The 19,710-nt window shown below is 59.7% G+C and carries 20 protein-coding genes; 10 read left to right on the forward strand and 10 right to left on the reverse strand.

Features of this window, described 5'->3' with window-relative positions; all coding sequences use genetic code 11:
• Positions 1–37: 37 nt before the first annotated feature.
• The 3 genes from QRN60_RS07285 to QRN60_RS07295 form a co-directional block, all read right to left on the reverse strand.
• On the reverse strand, positions 38–190 hold the full coding sequence (locus QRN60_RS07285; protein ID WP_003502736.1) for a hypothetical protein: 153 nt from the start codon (positions 188–190) through the stop codon (positions 38–40).
• Between the two features lie 341 nt (positions 191–531).
• Entirely contained in the window at positions 532–759 is a 228-nt protein-coding gene (locus QRN60_RS07290) for a hypothetical protein (RefSeq protein WP_284765208.1), read from the reverse strand.
• A 15-nt stretch (positions 760–774) separates the two neighbouring features.
• A complete protein-coding gene (locus tag QRN60_RS07295) occupies positions 775–1,038 on the reverse strand; it encodes a hypothetical protein (protein ID WP_129565182.1) in 264 nt (87 codons plus the stop codon).
• A gap of 137 nt (positions 1,039–1,175) precedes the next feature.
• On the opposite strand from QRN60_RS07295, the gene QRN60_RS07300 reads away from it, so the two are divergent.
• The 3 genes from QRN60_RS07300 to QRN60_RS07310 all read left to right on the forward strand — a co-directional run bounded on the left by QRN60_RS07300 (position 1,176) and on the right by QRN60_RS07310 (position 3,859).
• Complete coding sequence (locus QRN60_RS07300; protein ID WP_129565183.1) at positions 1,176–1,895, forward strand: hypothetical protein; 720 nt, start codon at positions 1,176–1,178, stop codon at positions 1,893–1,895.
• A gap of 138 nt (positions 1,896–2,033) precedes the next feature.
• On the forward strand, positions 2,034–3,515 hold the full coding sequence (locus QRN60_RS07305; protein WP_080570138.1) for a D-alanyl-D-alanine carboxypeptidase family protein: 1,482 nt from the start codon (positions 2,034–2,036) through the stop codon (positions 3,513–3,515).
• Between the two features lie 83 nt (positions 3,516–3,598).
• Entirely contained in the window at positions 3,599–3,859 is a 261-nt protein-coding gene (locus QRN60_RS07310) for a hypothetical protein (protein WP_003502750.1), read from the forward strand.
• 95 nt (positions 3,860–3,954) lie between these two features.
• Here QRN60_RS07310 and gyrA read toward each other — a convergent pair whose 3' ends face one another.
• On the reverse strand, positions 3,955–6,747 hold the full coding sequence (gene gyrA, locus QRN60_RS07315; RefSeq protein ID WP_060724999.1) for a DNA gyrase subunit A: 2,793 nt from the start codon (positions 6,745–6,747) through the stop codon (positions 3,955–3,957).
• Between the two features lie 217 nt (positions 6,748–6,964).
• On the opposite strand from gyrA, the gene QRN60_RS07320 reads away from it, so the two are divergent.
• Complete coding sequence (locus QRN60_RS07320; RefSeq protein WP_003502754.1) at positions 6,965–7,594, forward strand: MarC family protein; 630 nt, start codon at positions 6,965–6,967, stop codon at positions 7,592–7,594.
• 126 nt (positions 7,595–7,720) lie between these two features.
• Positions 7,721–8,869 carry an HPP family protein gene (locus QRN60_RS07325; RefSeq protein WP_129565184.1) on the forward strand — a complete coding sequence of 383 codons (1,149 nt, stop codon included), beginning with the start codon at positions 7,721–7,723 and terminating at the stop codon, positions 8,867–8,869.
• Between the two features lie 54 nt (positions 8,870–8,923).
• Here QRN60_RS07325 and QRN60_RS07330 read toward each other — a convergent pair whose 3' ends face one another.
• Together QRN60_RS07330 and QRN60_RS07335 are read right to left on the reverse strand one after the other, a co-directional pair.
• On the reverse strand, positions 8,924–9,187 hold the full coding sequence (locus QRN60_RS07330; RefSeq protein WP_223564850.1) for a hypothetical protein: 264 nt from the start codon (positions 9,185–9,187) through the stop codon (positions 8,924–8,926).
• Between the two features lie 33 nt (positions 9,188–9,220).
• A complete protein-coding gene (locus QRN60_RS07335) occupies positions 9,221–9,805 on the reverse strand; it encodes a single-stranded DNA-binding protein (RefSeq protein ID WP_003502762.1) in 585 nt (194 codons plus the stop codon).
• A gap of 264 nt (positions 9,806–10,069) precedes the next feature.
• Between QRN60_RS07335 and uvrA the strand changes: the two genes are divergently transcribed.
• A complete protein-coding gene (gene uvrA, locus QRN60_RS07340; RefSeq protein ID WP_099085416.1) occupies positions 10,070–12,991 on the forward strand; it encodes an excinuclease ABC subunit UvrA in 2,922 nt (973 codons plus the stop codon).
• A gap of 56 nt (positions 12,992–13,047) precedes the next feature.
• On the forward strand, positions 13,048–13,848 hold the full coding sequence (locus QRN60_RS07345) for a DUF72 domain-containing protein (RefSeq protein ID WP_060724997.1): 801 nt from the start codon (positions 13,048–13,050) through the stop codon (positions 13,846–13,848).
• A 6-nt stretch (positions 13,849–13,854) separates the two neighbouring features.
• On the opposite strand, the gene dusA is transcribed toward QRN60_RS07345, so the two are convergent.
• A complete protein-coding gene (gene dusA, locus QRN60_RS07350; protein ID WP_111784471.1) occupies positions 13,855–14,865 on the reverse strand; it encodes a tRNA dihydrouridine(20/20a) synthase DusA in 1,011 nt (336 codons plus the stop codon).
• Between the two features lie 138 nt (positions 14,866–15,003).
• Here dusA and QRN60_RS07355 point away from each other — a divergent pair, with 138 nt between their 5' ends.
• Entirely contained in the window at positions 15,004–15,693 is a 690-nt protein-coding gene (locus QRN60_RS07355; protein ID WP_107675552.1) for a fumarylacetoacetate hydrolase family protein, read from the forward strand.
• Between the two features lie 36 nt (positions 15,694–15,729).
• Positions 15,730–16,263, forward strand: coding sequence for a gamma carbonic anhydrase family protein (locus tag QRN60_RS07360; RefSeq protein ID WP_087744026.1), 534 nt, complete (start codon positions 15,730–15,732; stop codon positions 16,261–16,263).
• Positions 16,264–16,299: 36 nt separating this feature from the next.
• Here the strand turns inward: QRN60_RS07360 and zur are convergent, their stop codons facing one another.
• From zur to znuC, 3 genes are read right to left on the reverse strand one after another with little or no spacing between them, the layout of a single operon-like run.
• The gene (gene zur, locus QRN60_RS07365) at positions 16,300–16,713 is read right to left on the reverse strand and encodes a zinc uptake transcriptional repressor Zur (protein ID WP_003502775.1); all 414 of its coding nucleotides are present in this window, start codon (positions 16,711–16,713) and stop codon (positions 16,300–16,302) included.
• Positions 16,710–17,528 (reverse strand): zinc ABC transporter permease subunit ZnuB, encoded by an 819-nt coding sequence (gene znuB, locus QRN60_RS07370; protein ID WP_060725818.1) that lies wholly within the window; start codon positions 17,526–17,528, stop codon positions 16,710–16,712. Before znuB ends, zur begins: the two co-directional genes overlap by 4 nt.
• A complete protein-coding gene (gene znuC / locus QRN60_RS07375) occupies positions 17,521–18,447 on the reverse strand; it encodes a zinc ABC transporter ATP-binding protein ZnuC (protein ID WP_129565185.1) in 927 nt (308 codons plus the stop codon). Before znuC ends, znuB begins: the two co-directional genes overlap by 8 nt.
• Before the next feature lie 104 nt (positions 18,448–18,551).
• Here znuC and znuA point away from each other — a divergent pair, with 104 nt between their 5' ends.
• The gene (znuA, locus tag QRN60_RS07380) at positions 18,552–19,544 is read left to right on the forward strand and encodes a zinc ABC transporter substrate-binding protein ZnuA (protein ID WP_112977605.1); all 993 of its coding nucleotides are present in this window, start codon (positions 18,552–18,554) and stop codon (positions 19,542–19,544) included.
• The last annotated feature ends 166 nt before the right edge of the window (positions 19,545–19,710 follow it).

Genomic DNA, 19,710 nt, shown 5'->3' on the forward strand with positions numbered 1-19,710 from the left:
GGCGAGCGGCGCCGTCCTTCTCTTTATGGTTGGCAGATCATTGCCCCGGGGTCGTTGCCGGCGGCAGCAGGGATCCGTCGCCTGAAGGTATCGACGGCACCTGCTGGGCCGAATCGAATAGCGTCAGGCTCAAAACAATTGCGATCAGCACCAGCAAAAGCGCTACGAAGAAAATTCCGGATTTATCCATGCGTCTGCTCATGTCACGTTATGTTAAAGGCGAATATGTGCAATTCGAGGCAATGCAAAGAATAAAGGGAAAGTCTGTCAAGTTGTCTTACAGATTTACCGAGCTCATCTTTTAAAAATCTGCTGATTGAACAAAATTTATGCGCGGGCGTACTGTTTGGGTCGGAAGTGGCCTATCGCGTCAGCACTCTTGTCACTTATATCAAGCCATCGCTCCCGGGCATTGCCCAACTTTCCCCGAGCGATCAACCTGCCCCGCCTATTTGCGGGGCTTTTTTTTATTTGCGATCACAGAGGCTGAAGCACGCCCGAGGGGCCGGCTACGCGCCAGACGTCCTCCCTTCAGACGCCGATGCCCGGTCCGCCATTGCCATGCCGGCCGTCGCCGCGAAGAATATCCTCGAACAGCTTCAGCAGAGCGGGCGGCAAGGTGTCTGACAATTCCGCGATGATTTCATTGGCGCGATTATAGGAATAGATGGCGCAGAGCGTCAGTACCAGGAGCAGGATCCACGGCCAGATCGGTTTGCGCCTTTGCGGCGCTCCATCAGGTTGTTGCGGTAAAGTCATGCGGGCACCTCCCGTTCAGGCCTTCACGCGCGGCTCGCCTCCCGGCGCATAGGCGGTTTTCTGCAGGAAACGGAATATATTGCCGCACTGGGCGCAACGGATCATGAAATCCGTCGGATCGCCCGAGACGCGCTCAGCGCGAAATCCCCCAGGCATTTCATCGATGCGAAAATCGACGTCACGGCGGCTCTTGTCATCCGATTCCGACGCTTCGGCAAAACCCTGATGACCACATTTGGAACATTCGAGCTTCCGGGAATATCTGTCGCGCGCTGCCATATGCCGTCCTTTGCTTGGTGGTTATCAGGTAGCAGCGGCAAAACATCATTTCAATGCCGATCGCCTCAGGTTAAAGCTTTGCACGGCTATTTCCCGTCCCGGAGAATCATCCGGCGGCCAACCGCATATGGAAGTCCATGAAAGACCAGAAACCCCTGCTTTCATCGTCAGTCATGCTCCGGACCGCCCTCATCGCCGGAATTCTTCTCATCTTTCTCGGCGCGCTCAATGTCGGCATCAAATGGTACGGCGAGCGGATTCTCCAGGCGGGCCATACGGCGGCCACCGAGGACGTGGAGATCGTCATCGGCAACGACCGGCTGAAGCTTGCGAAAAACACCCTGCGAGCGCCTTCCGAGCGCCTCAGCGGAGAACGCGAACGCATCGATCTTTATCTAAGCTGGCCGGACCTCAGGGGCTATGAGGATGCGAATCGCTCTGTTTTCGATGATCCGACGCAGGCGGCGGGGTTGATTTTCATCCAGCTTTCGCAAAGCACCATGTCGGAGGATATGTCCGGTCGCTTCGCGCCGATCTATTCACGCCTGACAGAGGGAGAGCCGGTGCCGCTGAAGCACGGCCTCGTGCTGCACCGTCTGCGCGCCGATTCCGGCTACGGCAAGGAAGTCATATTGACGGGCGAGCGTGAGGGCGGCAACGCCTATGTGGTGCGCTGCCTCCTGCCGCAACCGCCGCAGGAGGCCACTGACAGCGATTGCCAGAGGGATATTCACACCGGACAGGATCTCAGCCTGTTCTATCGTTTCTCCTCCGCCCTGCTGCCACAATGGCAAAAGCTGGATGCGAATGTGAAAAACTATATCGAGCGACGCCTCGTAAAAGACGGAAATCCGTGACACGGCACGGCACAGATTGTGTGCGAAAAGTCGCATTTTATGGGAGGCAGATACCTTTCATAAACCACTTGGTAACGCCATCCCGATAAAGTTTCGTCTCGGAGCATCGGGCGGGGCGTGTCCGAGCGGAACATAAATATGCGATTGAAGAGTTCAGCAGTGTTGAAAAGTCTATCTGGAGCACATTCGCGCAAAGCGGGTGCAACGTCTTTCGTGAGGTTTATTGCGTTAACCCTTGCTGCGGCGTTCATAACCGCAACATCCGTTCAGACCGCAAAGGCCGACCCGAAATATGCGGGTATCGTCATCGACGCCAAGACCGGCAAGGTCCTCTATGGTGAGGATCCTGACGGCCTGCGTTATCCAGCCTCGCTGACGAAGATGATGACGCTTTACCTGACGTTCGAAGCACTCAATACCGGACGCATCTCGCTTGATTCCAAGGTGCCGGTTTCCGCCAATGCCGCCAAGGAGCCACCATCCAAGCTCGGCGTGCGCGCCGGCGGCAGCATCACCGTGGAACAGGCTATCCTTGCGCTCGTCACCCGTTCTGCAAATGACATGGCAACCGCGCTCGGCGAATATATCGGCGGCTCGGAAGACCGCTTTGCCAGAATGATGACCGCCAAAGCCCGTGCACTCGGCATGACCCGCACGACCTATCGCAACGCCAACGGCCTGCCCAACACGGCGCAGATGACGACGGCGCGCGACCAGGCCCGCCTCGGCGTGGCGCTTCGCCAGCATTTTCCGCAATATTACGGCTATTTCTCCACCCGCACCTTCAACTTCGGCAAGCAGGTTATCGGCAACCATAACCGCCTCGTCGGAACCGTGAAGGGCGTGGATGGCATCAAGACGGGCTACACCCGCGCAGCCGGCAGCAACCTTGCCACGTCGGCGCAGATCGACGGTCGCTCGATCGTCGCTGTCGTTCTCGGCGGCCGTTCGAGTGCTGCCCGTGACGCGACCATGCGCAAGCTTGTTGCTACTTACCTGCCGCAGGCATCGCGCGGCGGCAACAGCAACCTGATCGCCCAGACGCGTTCTGCTCCGGTCGAAGAACCCGTTGCCGTGGCTGCAGCTGTGCCTTCCGTGGCCGTCGCAGCGACCGATTCCGGTCTTCCGCATGCAGGTCCCGTTCCGCAAACCCGTTACGAGGAAGCGCCGGTCACCGCCTTTGCGGGCTCCTCTTCCAATGCAGCCGTCAAGGCCATGGAAGCCGCCACCTGGCAGAAGGGCAAGGATCCGATTGCTCAGGCACCCGCTGCACCGGACCGCAAGTTGATCACCAACTCGACCAAGGTGGACAATATTACCACGGCGTCTGTCGCCTCCGCCCCTTCTGTTTCGGCTCGATCCGAGGCTCCGCAAGGCGGCTGGGTAATCCAGATCGGCGCATCACCGGACGAAAATTCCGCCCGCGGCCTGTTGCAGAACGCGCAGGAAAAAGGCGGCGCGGCATTGCGCTCCGCAAAACCCTTCACGGTCGCCTTCAGCAAGGACGGCTCCCAGATCTACCGCGCCCGTTTCGGCGGCTTTGATGGCCAGAACGCTGCGGTGAATGCATGTAATGTACTGAAAAAGAAAGGCGTCAGCTGCTGGGCGTCACTCCAGTAACTGATGTTTCCGCAGGCGGTGCTTCATTGTCGAAACATCGCCTGTCTCCTCGAATTGTGTAATGAGTAGCGAGGCTTTCCAAGATGGCAGTCAACGAGAATTATTCGGACATTGCGTCTGGCAATGGGCATGGCAGCCTGTCGGTTCTGCATCCCATTCACGAGGCGGCAATGCGTATCGCCGATCTCGGTCTCAACCGTTCCAAGGCAAAAACACGCGATCTCGTGGCGCTGCTTCTGTCGCATGGCGCCCGCGCCTGGCGCTCCAATCAGCCGGAAGCAAACATCCACCTTCATGTCGCGAGCCGTTCGGGTCGCGCTCCGGTCCATATTCGGATTCGCTGAAAATCAAACGTAGCTGATACGACAAAAGAAAAACCCCGCGGAGCCTGAGCACCGCGGGGTTTTTCTTGATTGGTACCCGAAGATGACGAGGCGGCTTACGCCTCGTTCTCCGGTGCCTCCGGCGTATCCGGCAGATCGTCGGCGGCATCTTCGCCATTACCGTTCTCTGCTTCGTCGTCGCCTTCCGGCTCGTTGATGCGCTCCACGGAAACCACCTTCTCATCCTTCGCGGTAGAGAAGATCGTCACACCCTTGGTGGCGCGGCTGGCGATGCGGATGCCGTTGACCGGCACGCGGATGAGCTGCCCGCCATCGGACACCAGCATGATCTGGTCGCCTTCGTCCACGGGGAAGGCCGCAACCAGTTCGCCGATCTCGTTGGTCTTCGAGGTGTCAGTGGCGCGGATACCCTTGCCGCCGCGGCCCGAGGTGCGGAAGTCGTAAGAGGAGGAGCGCTTGCCGAAGCCCTTCACGGAAACCGTCAGCACGAATTCTTCACGTGCCTTCAGTTCCTGATAACGCTCTTCGCTCAGTTCACCCTCTTCCGTCACTTCCTCGCCAACGAGTGCGATATCGTCCTCATCGACGCCTGCGGCACGCCGCTCAGCAGCCGAGCGCTTCAGATAGGCTGCACGCTCCCACGGCTCCGCTTCCACATGCCCGACAATGGTCATGGAGATGATGCGGTCGCCTTCGGCCATGTTGATGCCGCGCACGCCGACGGAGTTGCGGCCGGCAAAGACGCGCACATCGTCCACGGGGAAGCGGATGCACTGGCCGAGCGCGGTCGTCAGCAGCACGTCATCGCGGTCCGTACAGGTTTCGACGGAGAGGATTTCATCGCCCTCCTCGTCCAGCTTCATGGCGATCTTGCCATTGCGGTTGACCTGCACGAAATCGCCGAGCTTGTTGCGGCGAACCGTGCCGCGTGTCGTCGAGAACATCACGTCAAGCGTTTCCCAGGTGGTCTCATCCTCGGGCAACGGCATGATGGTGGTGATGCGCTCTCCGGGCTCCAGCGGCAACATGTTGATCAGGGCCTTGCCCTTGGACTGCGGCGTGCCGATCGGCAGACGCCAGACCTTTTCCTTGTAGACGATGCCACGCGAGGAGAAGAACAGTACCGGCGTATGGGTATTGGCAACGAAGAGGCGATTGACGAAATCCTCGTCGCGCGTCGCCATGCCAGAACGGCCCTTGCCGCCGCGACGCTGCGCCCGGTAGGTGGTCAGCGGCACACGCTTGATGTAGCCGAGATGCGAAACGGTGACGACCATGTCTTCGCGGGCGATGAGGTCCTCATCGTCCATGTCGGGGCCGCCCTCGACGATCTCGGAACGGCGCGGCGTGCCGAACTCGTTGCGGATCGCGATGAGCTCTTCCGTGACGATCTGCATGATGCGCAGGCGTGACGACAGGATCTCAAGATATTCGCTGATTTCCGCGCCGATCTTGTTCAGCTCGTCGCCGATTTCATCGCGACCAAGTGCGGTGAGGCGGGCAAGGCGCAATTCGAGAATGGCGCGCGCCTGCTCTTCGGAGAGATTGTAGGTGCCGTCTTCATTGATGCGGTGACGCGGATCGTCGATCAGACGGATCAGGCTTTCCACTTCCTGCGCCGGCCAGCGCCGGGTCATCAACTCCTCGCGGGCCGAAGCCGGATCGGGAGCGTGACGGATGACGCGGATGACCTCATCGATATTGGCGACGGAAATCGCCAGACCGACCAACACATGCGCACGCTCGCGCGCCTTGCGCAGCAGGTACTTCGTGCGGCGGCTGACGACATCCTCGCGGAAGGAGACGAAAGCGCGCAGCATGTCGAGCAGCGTCATCTGTTCCGGCTTGCCGCCGTTCAGCGCCACCATGTTGCAGCCGAAGGAGGTCTGCAGCGGTGTGTAGCGATAAAGCTGGTTCAGGATGACATCGGCATTGGCGTCGCGCTTCAGCTCGATGACGACGCGATAACCCTGGCGGTCGGATTCGTCGCGCAGGTCGGAAATGCCCTCGATGCGCTTTTCCTTGACCAGTTCGGCCATCTTCTCGATCATCGACGACTTGTTCACCTGATAGGGAACCTCGGTGATGATGATCTGCTCGCGGTCGCCACGCATCGGTTCGATGGTCGCGCGGCCGCGCATGATGACCGAACCGCGGCCCGTCTCGTAAGCTGAGCGGATGCCGGAGCGGCCCATGATCAGAGCACCGGTCGGGAAATCCGGGCCGGGAATGATCTGCATCAGTTCGGGCAGTTCGATCGCCGGATTTTCGATCAGCGCGATACAGCCGTCGATGACTTCGGACAGATTGTGCGGCGGAATATTGGTGGCCATGCCGACGGCGATGCCGCCTGCCCCGTTGACCAGGAGGTTCGGGAACTTGGCCGGAATGACGACCGGTTCCTGCAAGGTGCCGTCATAGTTGTCGCGGAAATCGACCGTTTCCTTGTCGAGATCGTCGAGCAGCGAATGGGCGGCCTTTTCCAGACGGCATTCGGTATAACGTTCGGCCGCCGGCGGATCCCCGTCGATGGAGCCGAAGTTACCCTGCCCGTCAATCAGCGGCAGGCGGAGCGACCAGTCCTGCGCCATACGCGCCAGCGCGTCATAAATCGCCGAATTGCCGTGCGGATGGAATTTACCCATCACGTCACCGGTAACGCGGGCGCATTTGACGTATTTCTTGTTCCAGTCGATGCCGAGTTCGGACATGCCGTAAAGAATACGGCGATGAACCGGCTTCAGGCCGTCTCGCACATCGGGAAGCGCGCGGGAAACGATAACGCTCATGGCGTAATCGAGATACGACCGCTGCATTTCCTCCATGATGGAAATCGGTTCAATGCCTGGCGGAAGTTTTCCGCCGCCGGGGGGGCTCTGGTCAGTCAAAACGGATCACATTCTCTGTTAAGAATCGGATGGATTTTTATAGCGGAAACAGCCACGTTAAGCCAATTTCCCGGCGAGTTTTGAACAGTCTTTTGCGTCATTTGCAAGACATACACCGCTTTTCGCCATTTAGGTCAGCAAAAGCGTCGCCACTCCCTTTTAAAGCGATTGCGACTTGCGTAGTCTCACGCGCAAAAAGGCAATAAGCGGGGAAAAAATGGCCAGCAGCGAAACGCTCATCAACGCGCTTACCACACTTCTGGTCACACTCGATCCGCCGGGTCTCGCCCCCGTCTTCCTGGCGCTCACCGCCGGCATGAACCGCGACCAGCGCAGCCAGGTGGCGCTGCGCGGTTCCATCATCGCCTTCGGCATTCTCGCCGTCTTCGCGCTCTTCGGCCTTGCGATCCTCAACCTGCTCGGCATTTCGCTGGGCGCCTTCCGCATCGCCGGCGGCCTTCTGCTGTTCTGGATCTCCTTCGAGATGATTTTCGAGAAGCGCCAGGAACGCAAGGAAAAGACTTCCGAAATCGCCATCACCAAGGACCACCTCCACAATCTGGCGGTCTTTCCGCTGGCGCTGCCCCTGATCGCCGGACCGGGCGCCATTTCCGCCACCGTGCTGCTTGCCGGCTCAATGAAGACCACCGTCGAGATGGTGGTGCTCATCCTGATCCTCGCTTTCGCCATGGCCCTTGTTTATGCCGCGCTCATCGTTTCGGAGCGGATGGACCGCTTTCTCGGCAATACCGGCCGCGCGATCCTTACCCGACTGCTCGGCGTTCTGCTTGCGGCGCTTTCCGTGCAATTCGTGGTCGATGGCATAAAATCGGCCTTCGCGTTCTGAGCCGCTTCGCGACACTAGCGCAATAAATTCCCGCCAACCGCTGAAATGCCGGAAAATCCTCCCTTTAAATCCGCCCTCTGCTTCGGCTAAAAGACGCATGTTTTTTCGGATTCGAAAGTTATCTCCATGCGTTCCACGCTGCGCCGCCTCATCCCGGATGCCGCACCCGTCAGCAACAGGGAAAGGCTACGCTCCGCAACCGGCGCCTTTGTCGGCATCCTGCTGACCGGCCTTTTGGGAAGTCTTGCTCTCCGTTTCGATCCCACCCTGCCAGCCATGATCGCGCCGATGGGCGCTTCGGCCGTGCTTTTGTTTGCCGTGCCCTCCAGCCCGCTGGCGCAGCCATGGTCGATCCTCTGCGGCAACCTCGTTTCGGCTTTCGTTGGTGTGACCGTGGCGCTGCTGGTTCCGGATTTGTTTCTTGCCAGCGCGCTCGCCATCAGCCTCGCCATCGCCGCCATGATAGCGCTGCGCTGCCTGCACCCGCCAAGCGGTGCTGTCGCACTGACTGCCGTCCTCGGCGGCCCTGCCGTGCACAGCCTCGGCTATGGTTTCCTGCTGTGGCCGGTCGCCGGAAATTCGCTGATCCTTCTTGCTTTGGCCCTCGCCTATAACAATGCCACCGGTCGCGCCTATCCGCACGGCCTGAAGCTCGGCAAGGCCGCCCACGGTACCACGGATCCGACACCCATCCAGAAAATCGGCTTTTCCTCCACCGATCTCGACGAAGTGCTGAAGGAATATGACGAGTTCATCGATATCGACCGCGATGCGCTGGAAACCATCCTGCGCAGGACCGAGTTGCGTTCCTACCGGCGTCGCGCGCTGCATCTCGATTGCGAAAGCGTCATGTCACGCGACGTGGTCGGTGTTGCTCCTGACGACAGCCTGCGCCACGCCCATGCGCTGATGCACAGCCATCATTTCAAGGCGCTGCCCGTCACCAATGACAGGGCCGAAATCGTCGGCATCGTCACCCAGACGGACTTTCTGGAAAAGGCGAGCTGGAGAAACGGTCGTCCCTCCATCGGTTTCCTGCAGCGGCTGCGCCTCATCCTCTCAGGCGCAAGCGCACCCAATGATACGGTCAAGGACATCATGACATCACCGGTGAAAACCGTGCGACCGGAAACCTCCATCGAGGAAGCCATCATCCGCTTTGCGGAGGAAGGGCTGCATTATCTGCCGGTGATCGATGCCAGGGGCAAGATGGTGGGCATCGTGTCGCAATCCGATGTCATGGTCGCGATGCTGGCGGACAAAGTCGCGGCATAGCTTGCCGCGACGTGGAAGTATCCTCCTCTCAGGAGGAACCGGCAAAGCCTGAAGTCAGCGTCTCGCCTTCAGGAGGCGCTGCCACAGCGTACCGCCGAAGAACCGACCGAGTACGACAAAATAGGCGATGATCAGCGCGAAGGCGATAAAGGCGGGCGCGCCGTTGAGGGCAAAACCTTCGGGCGTTCGCCCACCCGCGACCGTCGCGACCAGAAATCCGGCGGCGAAAAACGCCGTCCAGAAATCGAGGAAAAAAGCGAGAATGATGCGCCAGGTGGCGGGCTGTTTCGGCTGCACGGTTTCGTCAGTCAAGCTCACCTCCTGTCACGCGTTTCTTGATCCACCGTCCGATCAGAACGGGATGTCGTCGTCCATGTCATTGGAGAAGCCGCCGGCGGGCTGGCTGCCGCCACGGGCAGAGCCGCCGCGCGACGAGGACTGCTGGTCGTAACCGCCGCCATAGCTGGAGCCGCCGCCGCTGCCATAATCGTTGCCGCCGCCGAAATCGCCACCGCCGCTGCGGGCAGCACCGCCGCCCTCGCCGCGACCGTCAAGCATGGTCAGCGTGGAGTTGAAGCCCTGCAGCACGATTTCGGTGGAGTAACGGTCGTTACCGGTCTGGTCCTGCCATTTGCGGGTCTGCAGCTGGCCTTCGATATAGAGCTTGGCGCCCTTCTTGACATATTGCTCGACGACCTTGCACAGGCCTTCGTTGAAAACCACGACGGTGTGCCATTCGGTCTTTTCCTTGCGCTCGCCGCTATTGCGGTCACGCCAGGTCTCCGAGGTGGCGATGCGCAGGTTGGCGATGGGGCGGCCATCCTGCGTCCGGCGGATTTCGGGATCAGCGCCCACGTTCCCGATCAGAATTACCTTGTTTACGCTACCAGCCATCTCGTCATCCTGTCCGCCGGCCATCATGACCGGCAATTGCATTTCAAAAAATTTGCCACACAATAGCTGCCGCCGCCCGCAAAGGGCACCGCAAGCATGGAACTATCCACAAAGAATAATCTTAAGCTGCGGGAGCGGACATTCGCGCTTGCATTTCGTTCCTTTTTTGTTCTATTAAATCGCAGATTTCGAGTCAAGCTTTCCGAAAAGCTGCGACCGAGAGGGAATAGACCTCGACACACCCGGCTGCGTCACTACATAAGGACGCGCTGCCATCAAGCCTGTTATTTTTGTCCGAGCCTTGTCATGAGTGAACTGAAGACGATTTCCATCCGTGGCGCCCGCGAGCATAACCTCAAGGGCATCGATCTGGATTTGCCGCGCAACAAGCTGATCGTCATGACCGGCCTTTCCGGCTCGGGCAAGTCTTCGCTTGCCTTCGATACGATCTATGCCGAAGGCCAGCGCCGTTATGTCGAAAGCCTCTCGGCCTATGCGCGCCAGTTCCTGGAGATGATGCAGAAGCCGGATGTCGACCAGATCGACGGCCTGTCGCCGGCAATCTCCATCGAGCAAAAGACCACCTCGCGCAACCCGCGCTCCACGGTCGGCACGGTCACCGAGATCTACGATTATATGCGCCTTCTCTTCGCGCGTGTCGGTGTCCCCTATTCGCCAGCCACCGGCCTGCCGATCGAAAGCCAGACTGTCAGCCAGATGGTCGATCGCATTCTCGCTTTCGAGGAAGGTACGCGTCTTTATATTCTTGCGCCGATAGTCCGCGGCCGCAAAGGCGAATATAAGAAGGAACTCGCCGATCTGATGAAGAAGGGCTTCCAGCGCGTCAAGGTGGATGGCCAGTTCTACGAAATCGCCGACGTTCCTGCTCTCGACAAGAAATACAAGCACGACATCGACGTGGTGGTCGATCGCGCCGTCGTGCGCCCGGACATGGCAGCACGCCTTGCCGACAGTCTCGAGACCTGCCTCAAGCTCGCCGACGGGCTGGCGATTGCGGAATTTGCTGACAAGCCTTTGCCACCGGAAGAAACCGCCGCTGGCGGCTCCGCCAACAAGTCGCTCAACGAGACTCATGAGCGGGTGCTGTTTTCGGAAAAATTCGCCTGCCCCGTTTCCGGCTTCACCATTCCGGAAATCGAGCCCCGGCTGTTCTCCTTCAACAACCCCTTCGGCGCCTGCCCGAGCTGCGATGGCCTTGGCTCGCAGCAGAAGGTGGATGAAAACCTGATCGTTCCGGAACCGGCACGAACGCTGCGGGACGGCGCGATAGCTCCCTGGGCCAAATCCTCCTCGCCCTATTATAACCAGACGCTGGAAGCGCTCGGCAAGGCCTTCGGCTTCAAGCTCTCCAGCAAATGGTCCGATCTTTCGAAGGACGCACAGCACGCCATCCTGCAGGGCACCGAGGAAAAGATCGAATTCAACTACCAGGACGGCGCCCGCTCCTACAAGACGGTGAAGAATTTCGAAGGCATCGTGCCCAATCTGGAGCGTCGCTGGAAAGAGACCGACAGCGCCTGGGCGCGTGAGGAAATCGAACGCTACATGTCGGCGGCCCCCTGCCCGGCCTGCGCCGGTTATCGCCTGAAGCCGGAAGCGCTCGCCGTCAAGATCAACAAGCTGCATATTGGTGAAGTCACCGAAATGTCGATCCGCACGGCGCGCGACTGGTTTGAAGTGCTGCCGGAAAACCTCAACGCCAAGCAGAACGAAATCGCAGTCCGCATCCTCAAGGAAATCCGCGAGCGCCTGCGCTTCCTCAATGATGTCGGACTGGATTATCTCAGCCTGTCGCGCAATTCCGGCACGCTTTCCGGCGGTGAAAGCCAGCGTATCCGTCTGGCCTCGCAGATCGGCTCGGGCCTGACAGGCGTTCTCTATGTTCTCGACGAGCCGTCAATCGGCCTGCACCAGCGCGACAACGCCCGCCTGCTCGATACGCTGAAACATCTGCGCGATATCGGCAATACTGTCATCGTGGTCGAACATGACGAAGACGCCATTCTGACGGCCGATTATGTCGTCGATATCGGCCCGGCCGCCGGCATTCATGGCGGTCAGGTGATTGCCGAAGGATCACCGCAGGAGGTGATGGCCAATCCGAAATCGCTGACCGGCAAATATCTTTCGGGCGAACTCGGCGTCGCCGTGCCGGCTGAGCGTCGCAAGCCCAAGAAAGGCCGCGAAATCAAGGTGTTTGGCGCGCGCGGCAACAACCTGAAGAATGTCACGGCAGCTGTGCCGCTCGGTGTTTTCACTGCCGTAACCGGCGTTTCGGGCGGCGGCAAATCCACATTCCTGATCGAGACGCTTTATAAATCGGCGGCGCGCCGGGTGATGGGTGCGCGCGAAATCCCGGCCGAGCACGACCGCATCGATGGTTTCGAATTCATCGACAAGGTGATCGATATCGACCAGTCGCCGATTGGCCGCACGCCGCGTTCCAACCCGGCCACCTATACCGGTGCGTTCACGCCGATCCGCGACTGGTTCGCCGGTCTGCCGGAAGCCAAGGCGCGCGGTTACGCGCCGGGCCGTTTCTCCTTCAACGTCAAGGGCGGCCGCTGCGAGGCCTGCCAGGGCGATGGCGTCATCAAGATCGAGATGCACTTCCTGCCTGACGTTTACGTCACCTGCGATGTCTGCCACGGCAAGCGTTATAATCGCGAGACGCTTGACGTCACCTTCAAGGGCAAATCCATCGCCGACGTGCTGGATATGACGGTGGAGGAAGGCGTGGAATTCTTCGCCGCCGTGCCGGCTGTGCGCGACAAGCTGCAATCGCTTTTCGATGTCGGCCTCGGTTATATCAAGGTCGGCCAGCAGGCCAATACGCTCTCCGGCGGCGAAGCGCAGCGCGTCAAGCTCGCCAAGGAACTGTCCAAGCGCTCCACCGGTCGCACGCTCTACATTCTCGACGAGCCGACGACCGGCCTGCATTTCCACGATGTCAACAAGCTGCTCGAAATGCTGCATGCGCTTGTGGAACAGGGTAATTCCGTCGTGGTGATCGAGCACAATCTCGAAGTCATCAAGACGGCGGACTGGATCATCGATATCGGGCCTGAAGGCGGCACGGGCGGCGGCGAAGTGGTGGCGACCGGTACGCCGGAAGACATCGTGAAAGTCGAGCGTTCCTATACCGGTCACTTCCTGAAGGAGCTTCTGGAGCGCCGGCCGGCCGGAAAACGGGAGGCTGCGGAGTAATCCGCAGCTTTCGTCGCAAAGGTTCGAAAGGCCGAAGGCCGGAGGAGGAACAGCATATGTCGACATCAGGCACGATCCGCACCGGTATCGGCGGCTGGACCTTCGAGCCCTGGGAAGGCACGTTTTACCCCGAAAAATTGCCGAAGAAGCGCCAATTGGAGCACGCCAGCCGGCAGCTCACGGCCATTGAGGTGAACGGCACCTATTACAGCAGCCAGAAACCGGAGACCTTCGCCAAATGGGCTTCCGAAGTGCCCGAGGATTTCGTCTTCTCGCTAAAGGCAAGCCGCTTTGTCACCAACCGCAGGGTTCTGGCCGAAGCCGGTGAATCGATGATGAAGTTCCTGACGCAGGGGCTGACCGAACTCGGATCCCATCTCGGTCCCATCCTCTGGCAATTCGCACCGACGAAAAAATTCGACGCGGAGGATTTCGGCGCATTTTTGTCCCTGTTACCTGAGAAGCAGGACGGTATTCGTCTTCGCCATGTCGTCGAGGTGCGCAACCCGACATTTCAGGTTCCGGAATTCATCGATCTTCTCGCCAAGCACAAGGTCGCCGTCGTCTGCGCCGACCATCATGACTATCCGATGCTGCCTGACGTGACGGCCGATTTCGTCTATTGCCGCCTGCAGAAGGGCGAGGACGACATCAAGACCTGTTATCCGAAAAAAGAAATCGACCACTGGGCCGAGCGGGTAAAGACCTATGCCAAGGGCGGCATGCCGGACGATCTACCGCTGATCGCCGCCGAGCGAAAAGTCGAAAAGACACCGCGCGACGTCTTCGCCTTCTTCATCACCGGCGGCAAGGTCAATGCGCCCAATGGTGCGCAGGAACTGCAAAAGGCGGTCTGAGCGCTTTCAGCCCGCCATTTCTTTCGTCGGGCTGAAATCGATTGTCGCAAAAGCGGCCTCGATCACTTCCGGCCCTGCCCCCGGCCGGGTGGCGTCGCTGGAGAGGATTTGCCGAAAACGACGCGCGCCGGGCATGCCCTGAAACAGTCCGACCATGTGGCGGGTGACGTGGTTGAGACGTCCGCCTGCGGCGATATAGTCGGCGGCATAGGCCATCATCGCGTCTCGCAGCGCCATCCAGTCCGGCTGCCGAGCCTCTTCGTCATAGATGCGATGGTCGACATCGGCAAGAATGGACGTATTGTGATAGGCGGCCCGGCCGAGCATCACGCCATCCATATGCTGGAGATGTTCGCTCGCCTGATCCAGATCGGCGATACCGCCATTGATGCCGATAAAGACGTCAGGGTTCTCCCGCTTCATGCGATAGACGAGATCATAATCGAGCGGTGGCACTTCGCGGTTTTCCTTCGGCGAAAGCCCTTGCAGCCAGGCTTTTCGCGCATGAACCCAGACGGCGTCCGCGCCTGCCGCAACAACCCGCTTCAGAAAATCCGGCAAAACCGCTTCCGGCTGCTGATCATCCACGCCGATCCGGCATTTCACCGTAACCGGCACGCGGGCGACAGCCTTCATTGCGGCGACACATTGCGCCACCACATCAGGCTCGCGCATCAGGCACGCACCGAAAGTGCCGGATTGCACCCGATCCGAGGGACAGCCGACATTGAGATTGATCTCATCATAGGCGTAGTCCCCGGCGATCCGCACGGCTTCGGCAAGCTTGGCCGGATCAGACCCGCCAAGCTGCAGGGCGACGGGATGTTCCTGAGGATGATAGCCGAGCAGCCTGTCACGCTGACCATGGATGATGGCGTCGGCGACGATCATTTCGGTGTAAAGCAGCGCGCGCTTCGACAATTGCCGGTGCAGAAATCTGCACCTCGTGTCGGTCCAGTCGATCATCGGGGCCACGGCGAAGATTTTTTCGCCGCTTGCAAGCGCTTGTCTGTACATGGATTAACCTCTTTGCGCCGGCTTCTACAGCAAAGGACCGCAAAAAGCCAGTTTTGCAGGCAGGGTCATTTTGAACTGGAAATCGCCCCGGAATCGCGGGACAAGAATTGCACCCAAAAAAGACGACAGGAAATCCACATGGCCGCCACCGTCATCCCCGCTCCAAAACCCGTTCTCCTGCCCGTTGAAGGCACGGGCGACCTGTTTCCCGTACGGCGGGTCTATTGTGTCGGCCGCAATTATGCCGATCACGCCATAGAGATGGGCCACGATCCTTCGCGCGAGCCGCCCTTTTATTTCCAGAAAAACCCGGACAATCTGCTGCCATCAGGACGGGATTTCCCCTATCCGCCGCTGTCATCCAACGTACATTACGAAGTCGAATGCGTCGTGGTGCTGAAAAGCGGCGGTTCCGATATTCCGGCGGCCGAGGCGCTGAACCATGTCTGGGGTTATGCCGTCGGAATAGACATGACCCGTCGGGACCTTCAGGACGGTCTTAAGAAGATGGGGCGTTCCTGGGAAGGCGCGAAGGCTTTCGAATATTCCGCGCCGATTTCGGCCATCGTCCCCGCAGACAAGATCGGCCATCCCGCGACGGGTGCGATCTGGCTCGACGTCAATGGCGAACGCAAGCAGACGGGCGACCTCGCCCAGATGATCTGGAAAGTGCCGGAAGTGATTGCCGAGCTTTCCAAGCTGTTCACGCTTGCCGCCGGTGACGTCATCATGACCGGCACGCCGGCCGGCGTCGGCCCCATCGTGCGCGGCGACCGGATCGAATGCGGCGTCGAGGGTGTCGGCACGCTTGCCGTGACGGTTGCCTGAAGGCAGTCAGAAAAAACCAAAAGGGAGGACACCACCATGCCGCTTTACCGCCTTGCCGACCGGGTGCCGCAGACCCCTGCCCCGGATAGCTACTGGGTAGCGCCCGACGCCAATGTCATCGGCTCGGTCACGCTCGGCGAGGATGTCGGCATCTGGTTCGGCGCAACGCTGCGCGGCGATAACGAGCCGATCAGCGTCGGGCGCGGCACCAATATTCAGGAAGGCGTGATGGTGCACAGTGATCCCGGCTTTGCCGCTGTCATCGGCGAAATGTGCACCATCGGCCACCACGCCATCGTACATGGCTGCACCATCGGCGATAATTCGCTCATCGGCATGGGGGCGACGATCCTGAACGGCGCAAAGATCGGCCGCAACTGCCTCGTTGGCGCCAATGCGCTGGTGACGGAGGGCAAGGAATTCCCGGACAATTCCCTGATTGTCGGCTCGCCGGCGCGCGCCATCCGGACGCTGGACGATGAAGCCGTCGCAGGGCTCCGCCGCTCGGCGGAAAAATACATCGAAAACTGGAAGCGTTTTTCGAAGGATCTGGCGATCGTCGAGGGATAGGAAACGGCGGGCATCCACGCCCGCCCCGCCTCGAGACTAAGCCGAGCAGGCGGCGCAGAGACCGCGAATTTCAATGGTTGTCTTTTCCGCCTTGAACTTGCTGTCCTTTACCCAGCGCTCAAGGCGGTGGTCGATCTCATGATCGTGAAACTCCGTCACCTGCCCGCAGGATTCGCAGATGGCGAAAGCGACAGTCCCATGGTGGTGCGAGCAGCACTCCGCCTGCGTATGGGTGCAGGCAACAAAGGCGTTGAGGCTCTCAAGCCGGTGCACGAGACCAAATTCCACCAGCTTTTCCAGCGCCCGATAAACCTGCAGCGGCGCGCGAAAACCATCGTCCCGCAGCTTGTCGAGGATCATATAGGCGCTGAGCGGCTGATGCGCGTTTGAGAGAGCATTCATGACCAGCGACTGGTTTTTGGTGAGGTTCTGCTGGGTCTGCACATTCATGACTTGCCTCCTTCATCCGCGGCGCGGGAAAAACCCGGCGCCGGCAACAGGCTTATAACGAAGAGGATCATCGCGGCAACCACGATGGAAGGGCCGGACGGCGTATCGTAAGTGAGCGATCCGAACAAGCCGCCAACAACGGCAACAGCACCGATCAGCGAAGCCACCACCGCCATCACCTCTGGCGTCGCGGAAAAACGTCTGGCGGTCGCCGCCGGTATGATGAGCAGCGAGGTGATGAGCATGATGCCGACCACCTTCATGGCAATGGCGATCACCAGCGCCATCAAGAGCGTAAAGATCAGCTTTGCACGCTCCGGGTTCAACCCCTCGGCCTCGGCCAATTCTGTATTCACGGTGGAGGCGAGCAGCGACCGCCACAGGAAGACCATGGAGACGATGACCACCAGCCCACCGCCCCAGATCAGGGCGATATCGCTGCGGGTAACAGCGAGAATATCGCCAAACAGGAACGAGACGAGGTCGATACGCACCCAACTCATGAAAGCGACGATGACAAGACCGATCGCCAGCGCCGAATGGGACAATATGCCAAGCAGTGCATCGGAGGAGAGCGCCTGCCGGCGTTGCAAGAAGAGCAGCAGGATCGACACGGCCGACGCGACCAGAAAGACGCTGACGATGAGGTTGAGCTGCAACAGCAGCGAGAGCGCGACGCCGAGCAGCGCCGAATGGGCCATCGTATCACCGAAATAGGCCATGCGCCGCCAGACGACGAAACAGCCGAGAGGACCGGCAGTGAGCGCGACGCCGATACCGGCGACCATGGCGCGAATGAAGAAATCGTCAAACATGGCGCTCTCCCTGCCGCTGGCTGGAGGAAATATGATCCTCATGCTCATGCTCATGCTGATGGCCGCAGCCGCATTCGCCATGGTCGCCATGATGGTGGCCATGGTCATGCATATGGTGGTGGCCATCCTCGGGGTGGCAATGATCGGTCACTGAACCATCCGCGTGCTGCACCCGGCCATCGGGCAAATGGGTATGATCGTGATGGTGGCTATAGACGGCAAGCGCCTTGGCTGCCGAGCCGCCGAACAGCCGCATATATTCCGGGCTCTGGCTCACCGCCTGTGGCGTGCCCCGGCAGCAGACATGGCCGTTCAGGCATATGACGGTGTCGGTTTCCGCCATCACCACATGCAGGTCATGCGAGATTAACAGAATTCCGCAATTATTTGAATTTCTGATATTTTTTATCAGATCATAGAGAGCAATCTCACCGGAGAAATCGACACCCTGCACGGGCTCGTCAAGAACCAGCAGATCGGGCTTACGGGCGATGGCGCGGGCCAGAAGCGCGCGCTGGAACTCGCCGCCGGAAAGGTGCTGGACCTCGGCGTTGGCGAGATGCGCAATGCCAGTCGCATTCAGCGCCGCGTCGATTTCACGGGCTGGCAGCGGCCCGGTCAGCGTCATCAGCCGGCGCACCGAAAGCGGCATGGTCCAATCAACGGAGAGCTTCTGCGGCACATAACCAACCCTCAGACCGGCAATGCGCGAGACCTCGCCCTCGGTCGGCTTCACCACACCGATCGCCATTTTTGCGCTCGTTGATTTGCCGGAACCGTTCGGCCCGATCAGCGTGACGATCTCGCCTTTGCTGACGGAAAACTCCACGCCGCGCACCAGCCAGCGGCCATTGCGCTGCACGCCGGCATTGGCAAGGGAAACCAGTATCTCGTTGCCCCGATGGGCGGAATGAAGCATGGGATTGTCCGTTCGGCGATGTTGCTTACCGCTATTGCATACGTTATAGAGTAACGCAATAAATGTAATAACATAACTATACTTCTTCAAGTGGAGTGCATTTCATGAAATCGTTCCTGATCCCGCTCATGGCATCGGTGGCAATAGCGGCCGCCGCTTCCGGCGCCACCGCCGCGCCCGATGTCGTGGTCTCGATCAAGCCCATCCATTCCCTCGTCGCCGCAATCATGCGGGGCGTCGGCGAACCCCAGCTCATCGTCGACGGCGCGGCCTCTCCGCACACCTATAATCTCAGACCGTCCAATGCGCGCAAGCTGGAAAAGGCGGATGTGGTCTTCTGGGTTGGGCCGGGCCTTGAAGCATTTCTGGAAAAGCCGCTGGAAGCGCTTGCCAGCAAGGCAACCGTGGTGGAACTGGAAGACGCCAAGGGGCTGGAGAAGCTGCCCTTCCGCGAAGGCGGCCCCTTTGAAGCACACGACCATGGCGACGAAGGCCATGATGCGCATGACGACCACGCCGAAGAGGAAGGCGCACACGATCATGGACACGACCATGCGGAGGGTCACGGGGACCACGACCATGGCGCATACGACACCCATCTCTGGCTCGATCCCGCCAACGCCAAGGCCATGGCGCAGACGATCGAAACCGCGCTGATCGCCGCCGATGCCGGCAATGCCGCGACCTATCAGGCCAATACCAAAAAACTGATCGACGATCTCGATGCGCTCGATGCCGAACTCAAGGAAACGGTCAAGCCGGTGAAGGACAAGCCCTTCATCGTCTTCCACGATGCCTATCAGTATTTCGAGCATCGTTACGGCGTGAAGACGGCGGGATCGATCACCGTCAGCCCCGAAACCCTGCCAGGTGCTGACCGTGTCAAACAGATGCAGGAAAAGGTTCGCCAGCTCGGCGCAACCTGCGTCTTCGCTGAACCGCAATTCGAGCCGAAGCTGATTTCGGTCATCACCGAGGGTACTGCAGCAAAATCGGCAACGCTCGACCCGGAGGCAGCGACGCTGGAGCCCGGTCCCGATCTCTACTTCAAGCTGATGCGCGGCATTGCGGGCTCTCTGAAGGATTGCCTGTCCTGATGCGTATTATCGTGCGCTGACGCCCCGGCTGTCATTCCGGGCCTTCAGCCGAAAGCCAGTCAGAGCACGATAAAAATATAATTTATACCAACATCTTACGCTAACAGATTAAAGTCAAACTTTAAAAAAGTCGCGAACGCAACGGGGTCAAGACTTGCAGCACCTA

Origin of the sequence: Agrobacterium sp. CFBP2214 (assembly GCF_030209895.1) — a bacterium.
Lineage (GTDB): Bacteria > Pseudomonadota > Alphaproteobacteria > Rhizobiales > Rhizobiaceae > Agrobacterium > Agrobacterium radiobacter.

Excerpts from the sequence above, each read along its gene's own strand:
- QRN60_RS07325 (WP_129565184.1), top strand. The coding sequence starts at position 7,721 with ATGCGTTCCACGCTGCGCCGCCTCATCCCGGATGCCGCACCCGTCAGC.
- QRN60_RS07345 (WP_060724997.1), top strand. The coding sequence starts at position 13,048 with ATGTCGACATCAGGCACGATCCGCACCGGTATCGGCGGCTGGACCTTC.
- QRN60_RS07335 (WP_003502762.1), bottom strand. The coding sequence starts at position 9,805 with ATGCAATTGCCGGTCATGATGGCCGGCGGACAGGATGACGAGATGGCT.
- QRN60_RS07355 (WP_107675552.1), top strand. The coding sequence starts at position 15,004 with ATGGCCGCCACCGTCATCCCCGCTCCAAAACCCGTTCTCCTGCCCGTT.
- QRN60_RS07305 (WP_080570138.1), top strand. The coding sequence starts at position 2,034 with ATGCGATTGAAGAGTTCAGCAGTGTTGAAAAGTCTATCTGGAGCACAT.
- QRN60_RS07360 (WP_087744026.1), top strand. The coding sequence starts at position 15,730 with ATGCCGCTTTACCGCCTTGCCGACCGGGTGCCGCAGACCCCTGCCCCG.
- znuB (WP_060725818.1), bottom strand. The coding sequence starts at position 17,528 with ATGTTTGACGATTTCTTCATTCGCGCCATGGTCGCCGGTATCGGCGTC.
- znuC (WP_129565185.1), bottom strand. The coding sequence starts at position 18,447 with ATGCTTCATTCCGCCCATCGGGGCAACGAGATACTGGTTTCCCTTGCC.
- zur (WP_003502775.1), bottom strand. The coding sequence starts at position 16,713 with ATGAATGTGCAGACCCAGCAGAACCTCACCAAAAACCAGTCGCTGGTC.
- QRN60_RS07290 (WP_284765208.1), bottom strand. The coding sequence starts at position 759 with ATGACTTTACCGCAACAACCTGATGGAGCGCCGCAAAGGCGCAAACCG.
- znuA (WP_112977605.1), top strand. The coding sequence starts at position 18,552 with ATGAAATCGTTCCTGATCCCGCTCATGGCATCGGTGGCAATAGCGGCC.
- QRN60_RS07320 (WP_003502754.1), top strand. The coding sequence starts at position 6,965 with ATGGCCAGCAGCGAAACGCTCATCAACGCGCTTACCACACTTCTGGTC.
- dusA (WP_111784471.1), bottom strand. The coding sequence starts at position 14,865 with ATGTACAGACAAGCGCTTGCAAGCGGCGAAAAAATCTTCGCCGTGGCC.
- QRN60_RS07285 (WP_003502736.1), bottom strand. The coding sequence starts at position 190 with ATGGATAAATCCGGAATTTTCTTCGTAGCGCTTTTGCTGGTGCTGATC.
- QRN60_RS07310 (WP_003502750.1), top strand. The coding sequence starts at position 3,599 with ATGGCAGTCAACGAGAATTATTCGGACATTGCGTCTGGCAATGGGCAT.
- uvrA (WP_099085416.1), top strand. The coding sequence starts at position 10,070 with ATGAGTGAACTGAAGACGATTTCCATCCGTGGCGCCCGCGAGCATAAC.
- QRN60_RS07300 (WP_129565183.1), top strand. The coding sequence starts at position 1,176 with ATGAAAGACCAGAAACCCCTGCTTTCATCGTCAGTCATGCTCCGGACC.
- QRN60_RS07295 (WP_129565182.1), bottom strand. The coding sequence starts at position 1,038 with ATGGCAGCGCGCGACAGATATTCCCGGAAGCTCGAATGTTCCAAATGT.